We start from the raw sequence: 15,646 nt of genomic DNA, 5'->3' as shown, positions 1-15,646 counted from the left end.
GACCATAACAAACGGGAGGAAGACCATGAAGATTATCTACAAGGCGCTCGCCGCGCTCGCTCTGTCGGCGCTCGCGACGACAGCATCGGCACAGCAATATCCGGAGAAGCCGATCCGCCTCGTCATTCCGTTCCCGCCGGGCGGCGGCACCGACGTCGTCGCGCGCGTCATCGCCCAGAAGCTCGGCGAGAGCACGGGCTGGACGCTGGTGGCCGAGAACAAGCCGGGCAGCGGTGGCAGCGTCGGCCTGAGCCTCGCCGGCAAGGCTGCGCCGGATGGCTACACCATCGTCCTCGCCCAGAACGCCAATCTCGTGATCAACCCGATCCTCGGCAAGGCCAATTACGACCCGATCAAGGATTTCGTGCCGATCGGCCTCGTCGCCTCCGCGCCGCAAGTCCTCGTCGTCGCCAAGGATTCGCCGATCAAGACGGTCGAGGACCTGCTCGCCGCCGCCAAGGCCAAGGATGGCAAGCTGACCTTTGCCTCGCCGGGCGTCGGGACCAGCTCGCACCTGGCCGGCGAACTCATCCAGCAGATCGCCGGGGTGAAGTTCCGCCACGTTCCCTACAAGGGCGCGGCCCAGGCTCTGCCGGACCTGCTCGGCGGGCGCGTCGAGATCTACATCTCGTCCGTGCCTTCGGCGATGGTGCAGATCAAGGAAGGCGTGCTGCGCCCGATCGCGGTCTTCGCGACCAAGCGCGATGCCGACCTGCCGGATGTCCCGACCTTCGAGGAGAAGGGCCTGAAGAACTCCGAGGCCGTGACATGGTGGGGCCTTGCGGCGCCGACGGGCGTCCCTGCGCCGATCGTCGCGCGCATCAATACCGAGCTCAACAAGGTGCTGCAGCAGTCCGACACCAAGGCCAAGCTGCGCTCGGCCGGTGCCGAGGCGCTCGGCGGCAGCAGCGACGAGTTCGGCGCGCTGATCAGGTCCGACGTGCCGAAATGGACGGCAGTGATCAAGGCGGCCGACGTGAAGGTCGCCAACTGAGCCGATGACGCGGATCGGGATACCGTAGTCTCTTGGCGGCGGTTTCCCGGCACGTCGCACCATCCATTCTGAAAGTCTGTGTCCCGGCGGCGCCATGCCGCGCCGCCCGGCATCACCGCGGACATCGGCCATGAAAACCAGCATCTTCAAGAACCAGGACGCTCTCGCCGGCCTGCTGTTCATGGGACTAGGGGCGCTCGGCTTCGCGATCGCGCTCGGCTACACGTTCGGCACCACGATCGATATGGGGCCGGGTTATTTCCCGCGCGTCCTCAGCCTCGTCCTGATCGGCTTCGGCATCGTCATCTTCCTCAAGGGATTGCGCAGCTGCATGCCCGTCGAGGGCGGATGGGGCTGGCTGCCGCTTGCCCTGTTGAGCATCTCGCTCCTGCTCTTCGGTTTCCTGCTCGAGCGGGCGGGACTGGTGCCGGCGCTCGCCGCGCTGTTCTTCGTCTCGGCCCGTGCCGGCCATGAGTTCAAGACGCGGGAAGTGCTCGTCCTGACGGTGGTGATGTCGGTCTTCGCCGCCGCCGTCTTCGTCTGGGGGCTGAAACTGCCCTACAGCCTGTTCGCCTGGAATTTCTGAGCCATGGAGATCATCGATCATTTCGTGCTCGGCTTCGGCGTCGCCCTGTCGCTGCAGAACCTGGCCTATTGCTTCCTCGGCGTGCTGCTCGGCACCCTGATCGGCGTGCTGCCGGGCGTCGGCCCGCTGGTGACGATCTCGATGCTGCTGCCGATCACCTTCGGGCTGCCGCCCGTCTCGGCCGTCATCATGCTCTCCGGCATCTATTACGGCGCGCAATATGGCGGCTCGACCACCGCTATCCTGGTCAATCTGCCCGGTGAGACCTCGTCGGCCGTCACCTGCCTCGACGGCTACCAGATGGCGCGCCGCGGCCGGGCCGGCGCCGCGCTCGCGATCGCCGCGCTCTCCTCCTTCGTCGCCGGCTGCATCGGCACGCTGCTGATCGTCGCGCTCGGCGTGCCGCTGGCGAGCTGGGCGCTGCGCTTCGGCGCGGAGGACTATTTCGCCCTGATGGTGCTCGGCCTCGTGGCGGCCTCGGTTCTCAGCCATGGCGACATGGTCAAGGCGCTCGCCATGGTCGTAGTGGGGCTGCTGATCGGCCTCGTCGGCACCGATGTGAACTCGGGCGTCGAGCGTTACACCTTCGGCCTGCCCGAGCTCGCCGACGGCATCGGCTTCACCGTGCTTGCCGTCGGCATCTTCGCGATCTCCGAGGTCGTCATCAACCTGGAGCAGAAGGAGGCGCGCGAGGTCTTCACCAGGAATGTCGGCGGCCTGATGCCGCGCTGGGAGGACCTGAAGGCCTCGTTCCTGCCGACCCTGCGCGGCACGGCCATCGGCTCCTTCTTCGGCATCCTGCCGGGCACCGGCCCGTCGATCTCGTCCTTCTCCGCCTATATGCTGGAGAAGAAATTGGCGAAGGACCCGTCCCGCTTCGGCCAGGGCGCGATCGAGGGCGTCGCCGCGCCGGAGGCCGCCAACAACGCGGCCGCGCAGACCGCCTTCATCCCGACGCTGACGCTGGGCATTCCCGGCAGCGCGACCATGGCGCTGATCCTCGGCGCGCTGATCATGAACGGTGTCCAGCCCGGTCCCACGGTGATGACGCGCAACCCCGAGCTGTTCTGGGGCGTCATCGCCAGCATGTTCATCGGCAATGCCCTGCTCGTCGCGCTGAACCTGCCGCTGGTCGGGCTCTGGGTGCGCCTGCTCAGCATCCCCTACCGCTGGCTGTTTCCGGCGATCGTGATGTTCTGCGCGCTCGGCAATTACAGCCTCAACAACAGTGCGATCGACGTCTATCTCTGCGCGGCGATCGGCGTGCTCGGCTACGTGCTGGCCAAGCTCAAATGCCCGCCTGCGCCGCTGGTGCTGGGCTATGTGCTCGGCCCGATGATGGAAGAGAATATCCGCCGGGCGCTGCTCCTGTCGGAGGGCGATCTCTCGATCTTCGTGAAGAGCCCGATCAGCCTGACCTTCCTCTCCCTCTCGCTGCTGCTGCTCGTCAGCATGGCCCTGCCCGCCATCCGCCGCGGCAAGGCCCGAGTCGATCAGGAGGAGGCCGGCGCGACCTGAGCGCGCCGGCAAATCCCGCCCCTTCGCAGAACCTCATTCTCCCAGCCGCTGCGCCGTCCGGTTCGCCGGACCGGCGAGCTGCAATCCCCAAGGACGTCCCATGATCGGATTTCGCATCCTCAAGCGCCGCCGCCAGGTCGAGGCCGAGCTCGTCCAGCGCTTCCGCACGGTCCCGGTCGCCAATGTCAGCGATTCGATGTCGCGGATGACCGCCGGCGGCGCCTCGCTGCGCCCGCTCCATCGCGGTGGCGTGATGGCGGGCCCCGCGCTCACCGTGAAGACGCGGCCGGGCGACAACCTGATGATCCACAAGGCGCTCGATCTCGCCGCTCCCGGCGATGTCGTCGTCGTCGATGGCGGCGGCGATCTCACCAATGCGCTGATCGGCGAATTGATGATCGCCCATGCCCGCAAGCGCGGCATCGCCGGCATCGTGCTCCATGGCGCGGTGCGCGACTCCGCCTGGATCCGCGAGAACGACCTGCCGATCTATGCCGCCGGCATCAGCCATCGCGGCCCCTACAAGGACGGCCCCGGCGAAATCAACGTTCCGATCGCGATCGAGGGCATGGTGATCGAGCCCGGCGACCTCGTCATCGGCGACGATGACGGCATCCTCTGCGTGCCCTTCGACCAGGCGGAGACGATCTATGCCGCCGCGCACAAGAAGCACGCGATGGAAGAAAAGAAGATGCAGGCGATCGAGCAGGGCAAGGACGATCGCAGCTGGATCGACGCCACGCTCGCGCGGCTGGGCTGCGCCATCGAGGCCTGATCGCTGCGAAGCCAGCGAACCCTATCGCTTCAGCGCCGTTCGCAGATCCTTGACCTGTCCCGGTGTCACCGGCGGTGCGGCGTTGCCCCAGCTGTTGCGGACATAGGTCAGCACGTTCGCGACATCGGCATCGCCGAGATTCCAGCCAAAGGACGGCATGGCAGGCGTCGTCGGGCGGGCCGCGGTGGCGACCGCCTGGCTGCCCTGCAGCACGACGCGGATCAGCGAGGTCGGATCGGTGCTGTTGATCACCGGGGCCTTCGCCAGCGTCGCGAAGAGCGAGGCCTGCCCCGCGCCGGTCGAATTGTGGCAGGCCGAGCAGCGGTCGAGATAGATCGCCTTGCCGGCGGTCATCGCTGGGTCGTTCGCCGCAATCGGCTGCGGGGCCGGCGCGCCATCGCCCTTGATGTCCTTGAGATAGGTCGCGACCGCCTGGAGATCGGCATCCGCCCATTTGCTGGTCGACTGGGCGATCGCTTCCGCCATCGGCCCCGAGGCGATGTCGAAGCGGTTCGCGCCGGTCTTGAGGTAGGCGACGATGTCGTCAGTCGACCAGCTGCCAAGTCCCTTGTGCGGATCGCCGGTCAGGTTCGGCGCATACCAGCTCTGGAGACTGCCGCCCCGCAGGAATTCGCCTGACTTGTCCGCGCCGGTCAGGCTCTTCGGCGTATGGCAGGTGCCGCAATGGCCGGCGCCGTTGACGAGATAGGCGCCGCGATTCCAGGCGGCGGACTTCGCGGCGTCCGGCTGGAATTCCTTCGGCGAGAAGTTGAGCCAGTTCCAGCCGATCATCGAGGCGCGGATGCTGAACGGGAAGGGGAGCTGGTTCGAGACAACGCGGTTGGTCACCGGCTCGACCTTCTGGAAATAGGCCCAGAGATCGGCGATGTCGGCGTCCTTCATCGTCGCATAGGCGGGATAGGGCATTGCCGGATAAAGCCGCTTGCCGCCCTTTCCGATGCCGGTCTTCAGCGCGCTGCGGAAATCGGCATAGCTCCAGCTGCCGATGCCGGTCTCCGGGTCGGGCGTGATGTTCGGGGGCACCAGCGCGCCGAAGGGCGTCTGCAGCGGCAGGCCGCCGGCGAAGGGCTTGCCGCCTGGTCTGGTGTGGCAGGCGGAGCAATCGGCCAGGACAGCCTGATAGCGGCCGGCCTCGATGCGGTCGAACAGATCGGAGGCGAAGCCCTTCGCGCCGAGGATGGTGGCGGCCGCGAGGCCGGCGAGGAGCGCTGCCTTCTTCATGCTTCCACCAGCTTGCCGGGGTTCCTGAGATAGTGATTGCGGATCGCGTCCGAGGCCCAGTAGGCGAGTGCGCCGACCGGGCCGGTCGGGTTCTTGCCGGCATTCTGCGGGAAGGCGGAGGCTCCGATGACGAAGACGTTCGGCACGTCCCAGGCCTGCAGGTGGCGGTTGACGGCGCTGGTCTTCGGGTCCGTGCCCATGATCGCGCCGCCGGTGTTGTGGGTGCTCTGATAGGGAACGGAGTTCCAGCCCTTGCGCTGCTTGCCGACCACCGCCTGCTTGCCGCCGAGCGCGTCGGCGATCTCCTTCATCCGGTCGCTGACCCAGTTCGACATGCGGATGTCGTTGTCCGGGAAATCGAAGGTGATGCGCAGCAGCGGCCGGCCGAAGCGGTCCTTATAGGTCGGGTCGAGGTCGATATAGTTGCCGCGTGTCGCGTAGGAGGAGCCCTGCGACGAGAAGGCCAGCGTGTTGTTGTAGTGTTGCTTCGTCGCCTGCTTCCAGGCTGCGCCCCAGCGCGGCGTGCCGGGCGGCACCGGCCGGTACTGGATCGGGCGGCCATTGGTCGGGATGCAGTTGATGCCGGCGCCGCCGACGAAGTCCAGCGGGCCATGGTCGAAGGCATCGCCATTATAATCGTCCAGCGACTGGCCGAGCGCGCCGGCCGCGATGAACGGATTCATATGCTTGCCTTCGAAGAAGACCTGCGTGCCGGCATTGGTCTGGTAGCAGTAGTTGCGCCCGACCACGCCTTCGCCGGTCGCGGGGTCATAAGGCTTGCCGATGCCGGAGAGCAGCATCAGGCGGACGTTGAACAGGCCGTAGGCGTTGAGCAGGACGAGATCGGCCGGCTGCTCGAAGGTTTCGCCGTTGACGTCGATATAGGTGACGCCGGTCGCGCTCCTGCCGTCGGCGGAAAGATTGATCTTCAGCACCTCGCATTCGGTGCGCGCCTCGAAATTCGACTTGCGCATCAGGACCGGCAGCACGGTCGTATGGGCGCTCGACTTCGAGTAGTTGGCGCAGCCGAAGCGTTCGCAGAAGCCGCAGGCCGTGCACTGGCCCATGGCGATGCCCAGCGGATTGACATAAGCGCCGGACAGATTGGCCGAAGGTGTCGGGAAAGGGTGCAGTCCCTTGGAGCGTGCCGCTTCCGCGAAGAGCGTCGGCGCATAGGTCATCTGCATCGGCGGCAGCGGGTAGTCGCGCTTGCGCGGCCCTTCGAAGGGGTTGCCGCCCTGCTGGATCGCGCCGTTGAGGTTCCCGGCCTTGCCGGAGATGCCGCAGAGATATTCGAAGCGGTCGAAGGCGCTCTCCATCTCGTCATACGTGACGCCCCAGTCCTGAATCTGGAGCTCGGAGAGCCGGTCCGCGCCGTAGCGCTCGGTCAGATGGGTCTTGAGAGCGAAATCGCTCGGGAAGAAGCGCCAGGTATGGCCGTTCCAGTGCGTGCCGGCGCCGCCGACGCCGGTGCCGGGCAGGAAGGAGCCGTAGTCACGCATCGGCAGCGCCGTCTGCGAGACGTTGTTGCGCATCGTCATCGCTTCCTGAGCCGGCTGCAGGAACAGATCCTTGCGCACGGCGTAGCGCAGTTCGTCGGGCGCATAGGCGACGTTGAAATCGGTCGCCGTGTCGCGCCAGGGGCCGCGCTCGATCGCGACGACGTCGAGGCCGGCATCGGTCAGTTCATGCGCCAGGATCGAGCCGGTCCAGCCGAGCCCGACGATGACGACATCCTTGCGGGGGAGTTTCCGGGCCATGTCTCAGTTCCCGCCTGCCTTGTCGCCGGTCTTCCATTCCGGCCGCCCTGCGATCGACAGGGGCGGCAGGGGGAAGGGCTGGTTATGCGCCGTGATGTAGTCGCGGTAATCGTAGCGGGCGCCGGGGAAGCCGATGAACTTCCAGCCGGCCATGTCCTTGTTGCCGCCATAGATCGGGTCGGCGAAGAAGCCTTCCATCGTGTTCTGCAGCACGAGGTTGAAGAAGCCGGCGGCCGGCTTGTAGTCGACCTTGCCGGCCTCGAAATCCTTCAAGGCCTGATCCTGCTCGGCGGCGGCGAGATCGAAGAAGTTCTTTCCGGAAAACTGCGCCTGTGCGTGCTTGTTCAGCGCCGCGAGGCCGTCCCGGTAGCGCGCGACCGGCGTCTCGGCGCCCTGATAGCCTTGTGTCGGCAAACCGGCGACGAAGGGACCTTGCATATAGAGCCGGTCCGATGAGCCGTAGCTGCCGGCGAGCTGGCGGTCGATGAAGCTGGCGCAACCGGCCTCCCGGCCGCCGATGCTGAGCTCGTCGGCCGGGATCAGGCGGTCGACGATCGCCTCGACAGTGCGGGCTTCATCCGGCGTCAGCACATACCAGCGCCCGCCGGGCAAAGGCTCCGGCGGCAGGGCTGCAAAGGGCTTCCACGGCAGGGTGCCGGAATGCTCGGCGGCGCGGGCGCCGGGAACCGATGCGATCAGGAAGAGCAGGCCGGTGGAGGAGAGGAAGCGGCGCCGGGTGAAAGAGGCGGTGGGCGGCATCGGGCAGCCTTTTCGATGGTCGCGTGCCGGGAGGTACAGGCTTCGCTACCCACAGGCTCTGCCTCGGATCGGGCGGGATCAATCGGAAAGCCCGCGCAGCCGCCATGCTCTACGAACATGGAACAATTCCAAAGTGAGGCTGCGATTGCCAGGTGCGGGGAGAGGAATGGCGCGCGATTGAATCAGCCGTCGGCCGAGAGGTCTCCGCATTGACTTCCCGGCCCGATCCGCGTCAAATTTCCGCGAGCCGACTACCCCCATTGGGCGGTTGGCACTCTCAGTTTCCGCGCCGCGCGCGGACGATCGGCTTCAACGTGAAACCGACAGTCGAGGCGTACACGGTTGCGATGCCGTGGTATGAGCGGGAGGATTTCTCCCAGCTCTGGGAACTCGCTCACGACCGCGATCAGATGCCCTCGGATTACGAGACCTGGCATCAAAATGCGGTGGCGGTGATGAATGCCTGGCTCGCGCGGGGACGGGCGCTGGAGATCGTGACGATCAAGCCGGCTGAGTTCCTCGCCTGGCTTCAAGAAACCGGATTGCCGAACACCGCGGAAACGCGCCGGAAGTATGTGGAACTTCGTGCCGGGGCTCATTGCCACGACGTCGCATAGGGGCCATCCCCGCCGCTCGTCATGGGTCTGACCAGCGCGGCTGCAATCCTCGGGCCGCGCCTGCCGCCGGCCTTCTCTATCAGGAGCTGCGCGCGGCGAGGTAGCGGTCGAGGCTCGCGCGGGTTCCGGACTGCCAGAGATATTGCAGCGCCAGCGTGAACGCCTCCCGGAAGCGCTGGTTCGTCCCGAGATCGCCGTAGACATCCTGCATCGCGAGCCAGGCTTCGGGCGTTTGCCGGGCCTGCCGCGCCTGCGCTGTCAGTCGCGGCCAGTTGGGATCGTTCGGCGCGATGGTCTCGCCGCTTTCGGTTTCGCCATTGCAGTAGCGGCACCATAGCGCGCTGACGAGCGCGAGGCCGTCGATCGGGCGGCCGCCCTGCAAGGCATCGCGCAATGTCGGCAGGATGAATTTCGGCTGGCGGTTGGAGCCGTCGAGGCAGAGCCGGCGGATGGTGTCGCCGATCTTCGGATTGGCGAAGCGCCGTTCGATCGTGCGCTTGTAATCCGCCAGGTCGGTGTCCGGGACCGGCGGCACAACCGGAATGATCTCGTCGTCGAGAAGCGTCGAGAGGAAGCGGGCGATCTGGGCATCCTGCATCGCCTCATGGACGAAATGGATGTCGAGCAGCCCGGCAGGATAGGCGATCGCCGCGTGTCCGCCATTGAGGATGCGGATCTTCATCAGTTCGAACGGCGCGACATCGGCGACGAACTGGACGCCGACCTCTTCCAGCCGCGGGCGGCCGGTCGGAAAATGGTCCTCCAGCACCCATTGCCGGAAATCCTCGCAGAAGACCGGGCGGTTGTCGTCGAGGCCGAAATCGTCGCGCAGTGCCTGGCGCTCGCGCTCCGAGGTCGCGGGCGTGATGCGGTCGACCATGCCGTTGGGAAAGGCGACGCTGTGGCGGATCCAGCTTGCGTCGTCGCGGTCGATGAGATCGACGAGCCCGGCGACGGCATCCGCCGTGACATGGCCGTTGCCTGGCAGGTTGTCGCAGGACATCACCGTGAAGGGCGGCAGGCCGGCGGCGCGCCGCTTCAGCAACCCGGCGGCGATCAGGCCGAAGGCGGTCTTCGGGGAGGCGAGGCCATCGGCGGCATCGGCGACGATATCGGGATGGCCGGGATCGAAGGCCTGCGTCGCCGGGTCGATATAGTAGCCGCCTTCGGTGACGGTCAACGAGACGATCCGGGTCCGGGGATCGACGAGCCGTTCGATGATCGCGGCGCTGTCGCCAGGCGCGATGAAATCGATCATTGCGCCGGTCACACGTGCCTGCGAGTGCGCTGCTTCCTGCGTCACCACCGTGGTCAGGAAGCTCTGCGCGGCGAGATCGCGGCCCATTTCCGCATCGCTTTCGCGCACGCCGGTGCCGATGATGGCCCAGTCATGGTCGTGTCCTCGCTCGAAGAGTTCGTCGAGATAGGCGGCCTGATGGGCGCGGTGGAAATTGCCGACGCCGATATGGACGATGCCGGGGCTCAGCTCGCTCCGCCCATAGCCCGGAATGCGGATCGAAGGCGGAAGCTGGTCAAGCGTTGCCAGCGATAGGCGCACTGCCATCGCTCAGCCCTTCCGTGCGGCGCGCAGCATCAAGGCGAGGTCGGGGCGGTCGCTGGTGATCTGCGAGATCGGCTGGCCCAACCAGAAATCGAGTTCGCGCACGGTATTGGGCACCCAGGCGCCGAGCTTGTCGCGCCCGACGATACCGACGGCGCGGTCGACGGTGAGCCGCAGCAGCGATTGCTCGACGGCGATGATGCAACCGAGGTCGACGAAGCGCTGCAGGGTGCGATCGACGCCGCCGAAGGCCTCGCAGGAGCGGCGGTCGACCGAGGCGAGCCGGCGCATATGCGGCGCCTTTGTCCGGATCTCCTCGATCACCTCCGGCACGAAGCAGGTCAGCACCACGCGCGAGGCCATCTTGCGGGCCTCGACCAGCGCGATGACCTTGTCGAGCAGCCCCGGATAGGGATTGCCGAAGGCGTCCATCTTCATCTCGATCTCGAGCTCGATCCCGGTCGGGCCGAAGACATCGAGCACCTCCGGCAGGGTCGGGATCGTCTCGCCCAGCGTGTCGTCGAGCGTCACCTTGGCGAGCGCTGCCCGTGAGAGATGCGCGACCGGCCCCTTGTGGTCGGTGGTGCGGTCGAGCAGCGGATCGTGGACCACCATGATCTCGCCGTCGCTGGAGAGATGCACGTCGAGCTCGACGGCATCGACGCCAAGGGCGCAGGTGTTGCGGAAGCCGCTCAGGCTGTTCTCCGCCCAGATGTTGCGCGCGCCGCGATGACCGATGATCCGCATGTCGATGAGCCCTGTTTGCCTGTTGGCGGGTTATTCGCCGGCTATTTGCCGCTATCCACCAGGCCCTTCACGAACCAGCGCTGGAGGACGAGGATGACGAGGGTCGGCGGCAGCATCGTCAGGAAGGCCGCGTTCATCAGGAGATGCCAGGTCGGCAGCGAGTCGCTCTGCGGCATCAGTTTCTTCAGGCCGATCACGGCATTGGCCATGGCCGGCTCGGTGGTGAGCAGGAGCGGCCAGAGATACTGGTTCCAGCCCATCAGGAAGAGGATGATCGCCAGCGCCACGATGTTCGAGCGCGAGAGCGGCAGCAGGATCAGGCGGAAGAACTGCCAGGGCGTGGCGCCGTCGATGCGCGCGGCCTCGCAGAGCTCGTCGGGGATGGTGAGGAAAAACTGGCGGAACAGGAAGGTCGCGGTCGCCGAGGCGATCAACGGCAGGATCAGGCCCGAATAGGTGTTGACCAGGTTCCAGTCGAGACCGACCAGCGCCTGGATGCCGAGCCAGGAGCCGAGGATGTTGAGCGGTAGAGCGACATTCGCCGCCGACTCATAGGTCGGCACGATGCGCACCTCGATCGGCAGCATCAGCGACATGAAGATCAGCCAGAAGGCCGTCATCCGGAAGGGGAAGCGGAAATAGGTGACGGCGAAGGCTGCGATCACCGAGACCGCGAGCTTCCCGATGGTGATGCCCGAGGCGATGATGAAGGAGTTGAGCAGGAGCCTGCCGAAATTGGCGCTGCTGAGAACGGTCTGCATATTCGCCAGGAACTGGTCGCCGGGCAGCCAGGACATCGGCACCTGCATGATCTCGGCCTGTGAGAGCGAGCCGGTGACGAAGACGAAATAGATCGGCAGGCAGACGAGTGCCGCGCCCACCAGCAGGATCAGGTGACAGACGGCGTCGATGACAGGGGTGCGTTCGTTCATCGCTTAGACGCTGTAGTTCACGCGGCGCTCCACGAAGCGGAACTGCGCGAAGGTCAGGAACAGCGCGAGCGCCATCAGCACCACGGATTGCGCGGCCGATGAGCCGAGGTCGAGCGTGACGAAGCCGTCCTGATAGACCTTGTAGACGAGGATCGAGGTGGCGCCGGCGGGGCCGCCTCGCGTGGTCGCATCGATGATGGCGAAGGTCTCGAACAGCCCGTAGACGAAGTTGATCACGATCAGGAAGAACAGCGTCGGCGTGATCATCGGCAGCGAGATGCGCAGGAAGCGCTGGACCGGCCCGGCGCCATCGAGATAGGCGGATTCGAGGATCGACTGCGGCACCGACATCAGTGCAGCGACGAGGAAGATGTAGTTGTAGCAGATGTGCTTCCACGAGGCCGCCATGACGACCAGTGCGAGCGCGTGCCAGGAGTTGCGGTTCGGGTCCCAGTCCAGCCCCAGCCCCTGCAGCATCTGCGCGACGGGGCCGACGCGGGGATTGAACAGGAAGGCGAGCATGATGCCGGCGATCGCCGGCGCGATGGCATAGGGCAGCAGCAGCACGGTGCGGTAGGCGCCGCGCCCGCGCAGGATGTGGTTCGAGGCGAAGGCGAGCAGCAGCGCGACCGACAGCGTCAGCACGTTCTGCGCGAGGGTGAAGATCAGCGTCACCTGCGCCGAGGACCAGTAGACGCCGCTGCGGAACAGCCGCTCGAAATTCTGGAAGCCGACCCATTGCGTGGTGGCGCCGAACGGATCGGTGAGCTGGAAAGCCTGGATCAGCGCCCTGATCGAGGGGATGAAGAAGAACAGCAGCAGGATGAAGAGCTGCGGCGCGAGCAGCCAGAAGGGCAGGCGCCATTCCTTGAAATGGGCGCGCTTCAGCCCGCTTTCGGCCTGACCATCGCCGGCCCCCTTCAGGAGCAGGCGCCGGAACGGCCAGCGGAGACGAGAGCCTCCGCCAGCCGTTCCGGGAAGGGTAGCCGTATTATTTCTTGCCGGCATTGAGCTGCTCGTAGCGGCGCAGCACCTCGTTGCCGCGGGAGACCGCATCGTCGAGCGCCTGCTGCACCGGCTTCTTGCCGAGGAAGGCGGCCGAGACCTCCTCCATGATCCCGACATTGATCTGGTTGCTGTTGCCGATGCGGAAGCCGAGCGAATTGTCGCTGGGCGTGCCGCGCATCAACTGCACCACGGCGATCTCGCGGGTCGGGTTCTTCTGGTAGTAGCCCTGCGCCTTGGCCGCTTCATAGGCGGCGGTGGTGACCGGGACATAGCCCGTCGCCTGATGCCACCAGACCTGCGTGTCGGTTTTGGCGAGGAAGTCGTAGAAGGCGGCGACCGCCTTGTACTTCTCCGGCGTATGGCCCTTCAGGGTCCAGAGCGCGGCGCCGCCGATGACGCTGTTCCGGGGGGTGACGCCCTGTTCATAAGGCAATTCGGCGGCGCTCCAGTCGAATTTCGCGGCGGCGACGACGGCGGCATGCGAGGCGGTCGAGGCGATGATCGTCGAGCATTCGCCGGAGGTGAAGAGCTGGATCGGGATGATGCCCTGGCCGGCGAGCTGCATCACGTTTGACGAGACCAGCCGCTTCATGCGCTCGACCTGGCCGACGAGCTTGCCCTTGTTGAAGACGAAGCTGGTGTCGAGACCGTCCATGCCGTTGCGCTTGGTCGCATACGGGATGTCGTTCACGGCGCTGTAGTTCTCGAGGAAGCTCCACTCGTAGTCGCCGGGCAGCACCATCGCGCATTTCGAGACGCCCTTGGCCTTGATCGCGTCGAGCTGCGGCTCGAGCTCCTGCCAGGTCGCGCCGGGCTTGTCGAAGCCGGCGGCTTTGAAGTGGTCTCGGTTGTAGAACAGGATCGGCGTCGAGGAGTTGAACGGCATCGCCTGCAGCTTGCCGCCGATCGTGTAGTAGCTGACCACCGGCGCGATGAATTTCGCGGCGTCGATCGGGTGGCCCTGCTGCGCCATCAGCTCAGCGGTCGGGACGATGGCGCCGGAATTGACCATCGTCAGGAAGGAACGCTCGTTCGACTGCACGATCTCGGGCTGGCGCTTGGCCCGATAGGCCGCGATCGTGCCGTTCAGGACTTCGTCGTAAGTGCCCTTGGCGATCGCCTTGACGACGTAATCCTTCTGCGAGTCGTTGAACTTCTTGACGAGATCGTCGACGCGCTCGCCGAGCGCGCCGCTCATCGCATGCCAGAATTCGATTTCGGTCGCCGCCTGCGCGGAATTGAGCCCCGCCAGCAGCAGAGCGCCCGCGCCCGCCAAGGCACCATAGAAAGGTCGCATGTCAAAGCCTCCCTCATTCGTTTTCTGCGAGCATATGCTCTTTGTTGAAGCATATGCTCGCACACTGGCTTGTTATGTCAACCGTTGGTGACGGACGGATGACAGCCTTGCGCAATCGCTCGCGCACGGGCGGATGAGTGAGGTGAGGGTTGGGTGTCAGTCCGCGAGCAGGGCGCGGGCGGTGTCCTCGTCGGTGACGAGGCCGTTGACGATCTTGCCGGCCAGCGCGGCACGCAATGGCGCGACCTTGGCCGGGCCCTGGCCGATGCAGATGCGCAGGCGGGCGCTGCCCGGCTCCGGCGGTACGCTGGTGACGCGCAGATTGGTGCCGCGCTCGAGGAAGCGGCCTTCGGCGTCGAAGACCCAGCCGGTGACCTCGCCGACGGCGCCGTGGCGGACCATGTCGAGCAATTCGCTGCGTGTCATGAAGCCGTCCCGGTACAGGACGGCGTCTTCGCCGATCTGGCTGATGCCCATCATCCAGAGGTCGGCCTCGCCGGCGATGGCGCGGATGCGCCGGATCGATTCGATCTCGATGAGCTGGGCGCGCTCCTCGGGACTCGACACATAAAGCGGCAGCGGCATCGGGAAATGCTGCGCCTTGGTGATTTCGGCGAGCTTGACCAGCGTGTCGAAGGGGCTGGCCGAACCATCCGGCGAGATGGTGCCGACCAACGAAACCAGCCGATGCAGCGGGCAGGACATCGGCGGGACGCGCTCGATGCTGGCCCGCATCGAGCGACCGGTGCCGAGCGCCATGACCAGCGATTTGCGCGAGCGCAGCCAGCGCTCGATCAGCACGCCGCCGAGCGCGGCGATGCCGGCGGCGCCGGTTTCCGCCGAGCCGTCGGAGGGGGCGACATCGCAATGCAGCAGCTCGAAACGGTCGCGCAGCCGGGCGGCGAGGTCCATGCAGGTGCTGATCGGGTGGTTCATCCGGAAGCTGATCAGCCCCTCGCTGCGGCAGAGCGAGACGAGGCGCTGCGCCGCCGGGCGCGAGATGTTCAGGATCTGCGCGATATCGTCCTGGGTGCGGCCGGCGATATAGTAGAGCCAGCCGGCCCGGGCGGCGTCTTCGAGGCGGGTGCTGTCGTTCTCGGCCATCGGACCCCGTCAGGTGGCGGCCGGCGCGAGCGCGAGCTCCCGCCAGGATTCGAAGAGGCGGTCGGCCCCGGCGGCGAGAAGCGCCTGCCGCTGGTCGAGTACGGCAAAATGGCTGCCGGCAGCGAGGCCATAGGCCGTCATGCCCGCGGCCTTCGCGGCCATGACGCCGCTGACGCTGTCCTCGACCACCAGGCAGCGCTCGGGCGCGACGCCGCGCTCGCTGGCCGCCAGCAGGAAGAGGTCCGGGGCGGGCTTGCCGCGCCGCACGCGCGTGGTGCTGAAGATCCGGCCTTCGAAGAGGTCCCAGAGTTCGGCCTTGCGCAGGCAGATCTCGATGCGCTCCTCGTCGCTCGATGACGCCACGCAGTAGTCGCCGCCGAAGGTCGCGACGGCGTCGCGAACGCCCTCGACCGGCCGGAGATCGCTCCTGAAGGCGGCGAAGAGCTGCGCCCGCCAATCCCGCGTGAAGTCAGCCGAGGCCGGGCGGCCGGTCATTCTCTCGTAATCCTCGACGACTGCGCTGGCCGGCCGGCCGAGATAGCGGCGCATGACCGTCTCCAGATCATAGCCGGGATCGAAAGGCGAGAGAATATCGACCAGCGTCCGGCAGCTGATGGTTTCGCTGTCGACGAGCACGCCATCGCAATCGAGGATGACGAGGTCGAAGGGGGAGGGCGGTTGGGGCATCGGGCAACAATCGATTTGAACGAATGCTCACATGAAGAGCATTCGCCCGATTGTCTGTC

The 15,646-nt window shown here is 66.2% G+C and carries 15 protein-coding genes; 5 read left to right on the top strand and 10 right to left on the bottom strand.

Going from position 1 to position 15,646, the window contains the following annotated elements:
• Positions 1–25: 25 nt before the first annotated feature.
• From ACWIEX_RS19315 to ACWIEX_RS19300, 4 genes are all read left to right on the top strand, one after another.
• On the top strand, positions 26–994 hold the full coding sequence (locus tag ACWIEX_RS19315; RefSeq protein WP_454034582.1) for a Bug family tripartite tricarboxylate transporter substrate binding protein: 969 nt from the start codon (positions 26–28) through the stop codon (positions 992–994).
• Between the two features lie 130 nt (positions 995–1,124).
• Positions 1,125–1,580 (top strand): tripartite tricarboxylate transporter TctB family protein, encoded by a 456-nt coding sequence (locus ACWIEX_RS19310; protein ID WP_454034581.1) that lies wholly within the window; start codon positions 1,125–1,127, stop codon positions 1,578–1,580.
• Positions 1,581–1,583: 3 nt separating this feature from the next.
• Complete coding sequence (locus ACWIEX_RS19305; RefSeq protein WP_454034580.1) at positions 1,584–3,098, top strand: tripartite tricarboxylate transporter permease; 1,515 nt, start codon at positions 1,584–1,586, stop codon at positions 3,096–3,098.
• Between the two features lie 100 nt (positions 3,099–3,198).
• Positions 3,199–3,873 (top strand): RraA family protein, encoded by a 675-nt coding sequence (locus ACWIEX_RS19300; protein WP_454034579.1) that lies wholly within the window; start codon positions 3,199–3,201, stop codon positions 3,871–3,873.
• 21 nt (positions 3,874–3,894) lie between these two features.
• Here ACWIEX_RS19300 and ACWIEX_RS19295 read toward each other — a convergent pair whose 3' ends face one another.
• Genes ACWIEX_RS19295 through ACWIEX_RS19285 form a run of 3 tightly spaced genes read right to left on the bottom strand, consistent with a single transcriptional unit; the run spans position 3,895 to position 7,634 of the window.
• Complete coding sequence (locus ACWIEX_RS19295) at positions 3,895–5,115, bottom strand: c-type cytochrome (protein WP_454034578.1); 1,221 nt, start codon at positions 5,113–5,115, stop codon at positions 3,895–3,897.
• On the bottom strand, positions 5,112–6,875 hold the full coding sequence (locus ACWIEX_RS19290; RefSeq protein ID WP_454034577.1) for a GMC family oxidoreductase: 1,764 nt from the start codon (positions 6,873–6,875) through the stop codon (positions 5,112–5,114). The genes ACWIEX_RS19295 and ACWIEX_RS19290 overlap by 4 nt, the downstream gene beginning before the upstream one ends.
• 3 nt (positions 6,876–6,878) lie before the next feature.
• Entirely contained in the window at positions 6,879–7,634 is a 756-nt protein-coding gene (locus ACWIEX_RS19285; protein WP_454034576.1) for a gluconate 2-dehydrogenase subunit 3 family protein, read from the bottom strand.
• A gap of 314 nt (positions 7,635–7,948) precedes the next feature.
• Here ACWIEX_RS19285 and ACWIEX_RS19280 point away from each other — a divergent pair, with 314 nt between their 5' ends.
• A complete protein-coding gene (locus ACWIEX_RS19280) occupies positions 7,949–8,251 on the top strand; it encodes a hypothetical protein (RefSeq protein ID WP_454034575.1) in 303 nt (100 codons plus the stop codon).
• Between the two features lie 79 nt (positions 8,252–8,330).
• Here the strand turns inward: ACWIEX_RS19280 and ACWIEX_RS19275 are convergent, their stop codons facing one another.
• The 7 genes from ACWIEX_RS19275 to ACWIEX_RS19245 form a co-directional block, all read right to left on the bottom strand.
• Positions 8,331–9,815, bottom strand: coding sequence for a mannitol dehydrogenase family protein (locus ACWIEX_RS19275; RefSeq protein ID WP_454034574.1), 1,485 nt, complete (start codon positions 9,813–9,815; stop codon positions 8,331–8,333).
• Between the two features lie 3 nt (positions 9,816–9,818).
• On the bottom strand, positions 9,819–10,559 hold the full coding sequence (locus ACWIEX_RS19270; RefSeq protein ID WP_454034573.1) for a glycerophosphodiester phosphodiesterase family protein: 741 nt from the start codon (positions 10,557–10,559) through the stop codon (positions 9,819–9,821).
• 41 nt (positions 10,560–10,600) lie between these two features.
• A complete protein-coding gene (locus tag ACWIEX_RS19265) occupies positions 10,601–11,491 on the bottom strand; it encodes an ABC transporter permease subunit (protein ID WP_091856756.1) in 891 nt (296 codons plus the stop codon).
• Between the two features lie 3 nt (positions 11,492–11,494).
• Positions 11,495–12,499, bottom strand: coding sequence for an ABC transporter permease subunit (locus ACWIEX_RS19260; RefSeq protein ID WP_061970461.1), 1,005 nt, complete (start codon positions 12,497–12,499; stop codon positions 11,495–11,497).
• Positions 12,483–13,796: an extracellular solute-binding protein gene (locus ACWIEX_RS19255; protein WP_454034572.1), complete on the bottom strand. Its 1,314-nt coding sequence runs from the start codon at positions 13,794–13,796 to the stop codon at positions 12,483–12,485. Before ACWIEX_RS19255 ends, ACWIEX_RS19260 begins: the two co-directional genes overlap by 17 nt.
• 156 nt (positions 13,797–13,952) lie before the next feature.
• Positions 13,953–14,900, bottom strand: coding sequence for a sugar-binding transcriptional regulator (locus ACWIEX_RS19250; protein ID WP_454034571.1), 948 nt, complete (start codon positions 14,898–14,900; stop codon positions 13,953–13,955).
• A gap of 9 nt (positions 14,901–14,909) precedes the next feature.
• Positions 14,910–15,587 (bottom strand): HAD family hydrolase, encoded by a 678-nt coding sequence (locus tag ACWIEX_RS19245; RefSeq protein WP_454034570.1) that lies wholly within the window; start codon positions 15,585–15,587, stop codon positions 14,910–14,912.
• Positions 15,588–15,646: the final 59 nt, after the last annotated feature.

The organism is Allobosea sp. NPDC055353, assembly GCF_053644975.1.
This window is presented reverse-complemented; position numbering and strand designations above follow the sequence as displayed.

Coding starts and splice junctions, on each gene's coding strand:
- ACWIEX_RS19315 (WP_454034582.1), top strand. CDS start 26: ATGAAGATTATCTACAAGGCGCTCGCCGCGCTCGCTCTGTCGGCGCTC.
- ACWIEX_RS19310 (WP_454034581.1), top strand. CDS start 1,125: ATGAAAACCAGCATCTTCAAGAACCAGGACGCTCTCGCCGGCCTGCTG.
- ACWIEX_RS19305 (WP_454034580.1), top strand. CDS start 1,584: ATGGAGATCATCGATCATTTCGTGCTCGGCTTCGGCGTCGCCCTGTCG.
- ACWIEX_RS19300 (WP_454034579.1), top strand. CDS start 3,199: ATGATCGGATTTCGCATCCTCAAGCGCCGCCGCCAGGTCGAGGCCGAG.
- ACWIEX_RS19295 (WP_454034578.1), bottom strand. CDS start 5,115: ATGAAGAAGGCAGCGCTCCTCGCCGGCCTCGCGGCCGCCACCATCCTC.
- ACWIEX_RS19290 (WP_454034577.1), bottom strand. CDS start 6,875: ATGGCCCGGAAACTCCCCCGCAAGGATGTCGTCATCGTCGGGCTCGGC.
- ACWIEX_RS19285 (WP_454034576.1), bottom strand. CDS start 7,634: ATGCCGCCCACCGCCTCTTTCACCCGGCGCCGCTTCCTCTCCTCCACC.
- ACWIEX_RS19275 (WP_454034574.1), bottom strand. CDS start 9,815: ATGGCAGTGCGCCTATCGCTGGCAACGCTTGACCAGCTTCCGCCTTCG.
- ACWIEX_RS19270 (WP_454034573.1), bottom strand. CDS start 10,559: ATGCGGATCATCGGTCATCGCGGCGCGCGCAACATCTGGGCGGAGAAC.
- ACWIEX_RS19265 (WP_091856756.1), bottom strand. CDS start 11,491: ATGAACGAACGCACCCCTGTCATCGACGCCGTCTGTCACCTGATCCTG.
- ACWIEX_RS19260 (WP_061970461.1), bottom strand. CDS start 12,499: ATGCCGGCAAGAAATAATACGGCTACCCTTCCCGGAACGGCTGGCGGA.
- ACWIEX_RS19255 (WP_454034572.1), bottom strand. CDS start 13,796: ATGCGACCTTTCTATGGTGCCTTGGCGGGCGCGGGCGCTCTGCTGCTG.
- ACWIEX_RS19250 (WP_454034571.1), bottom strand. CDS start 14,900: ATGGCCGAGAACGACAGCACCCGCCTCGAAGACGCCGCCCGGGCCGGC.
- ACWIEX_RS19245 (WP_454034570.1), bottom strand. CDS start 15,587: ATGCCCCAACCGCCCTCCCCCTTCGACCTCGTCATCCTCGATTGCGAT.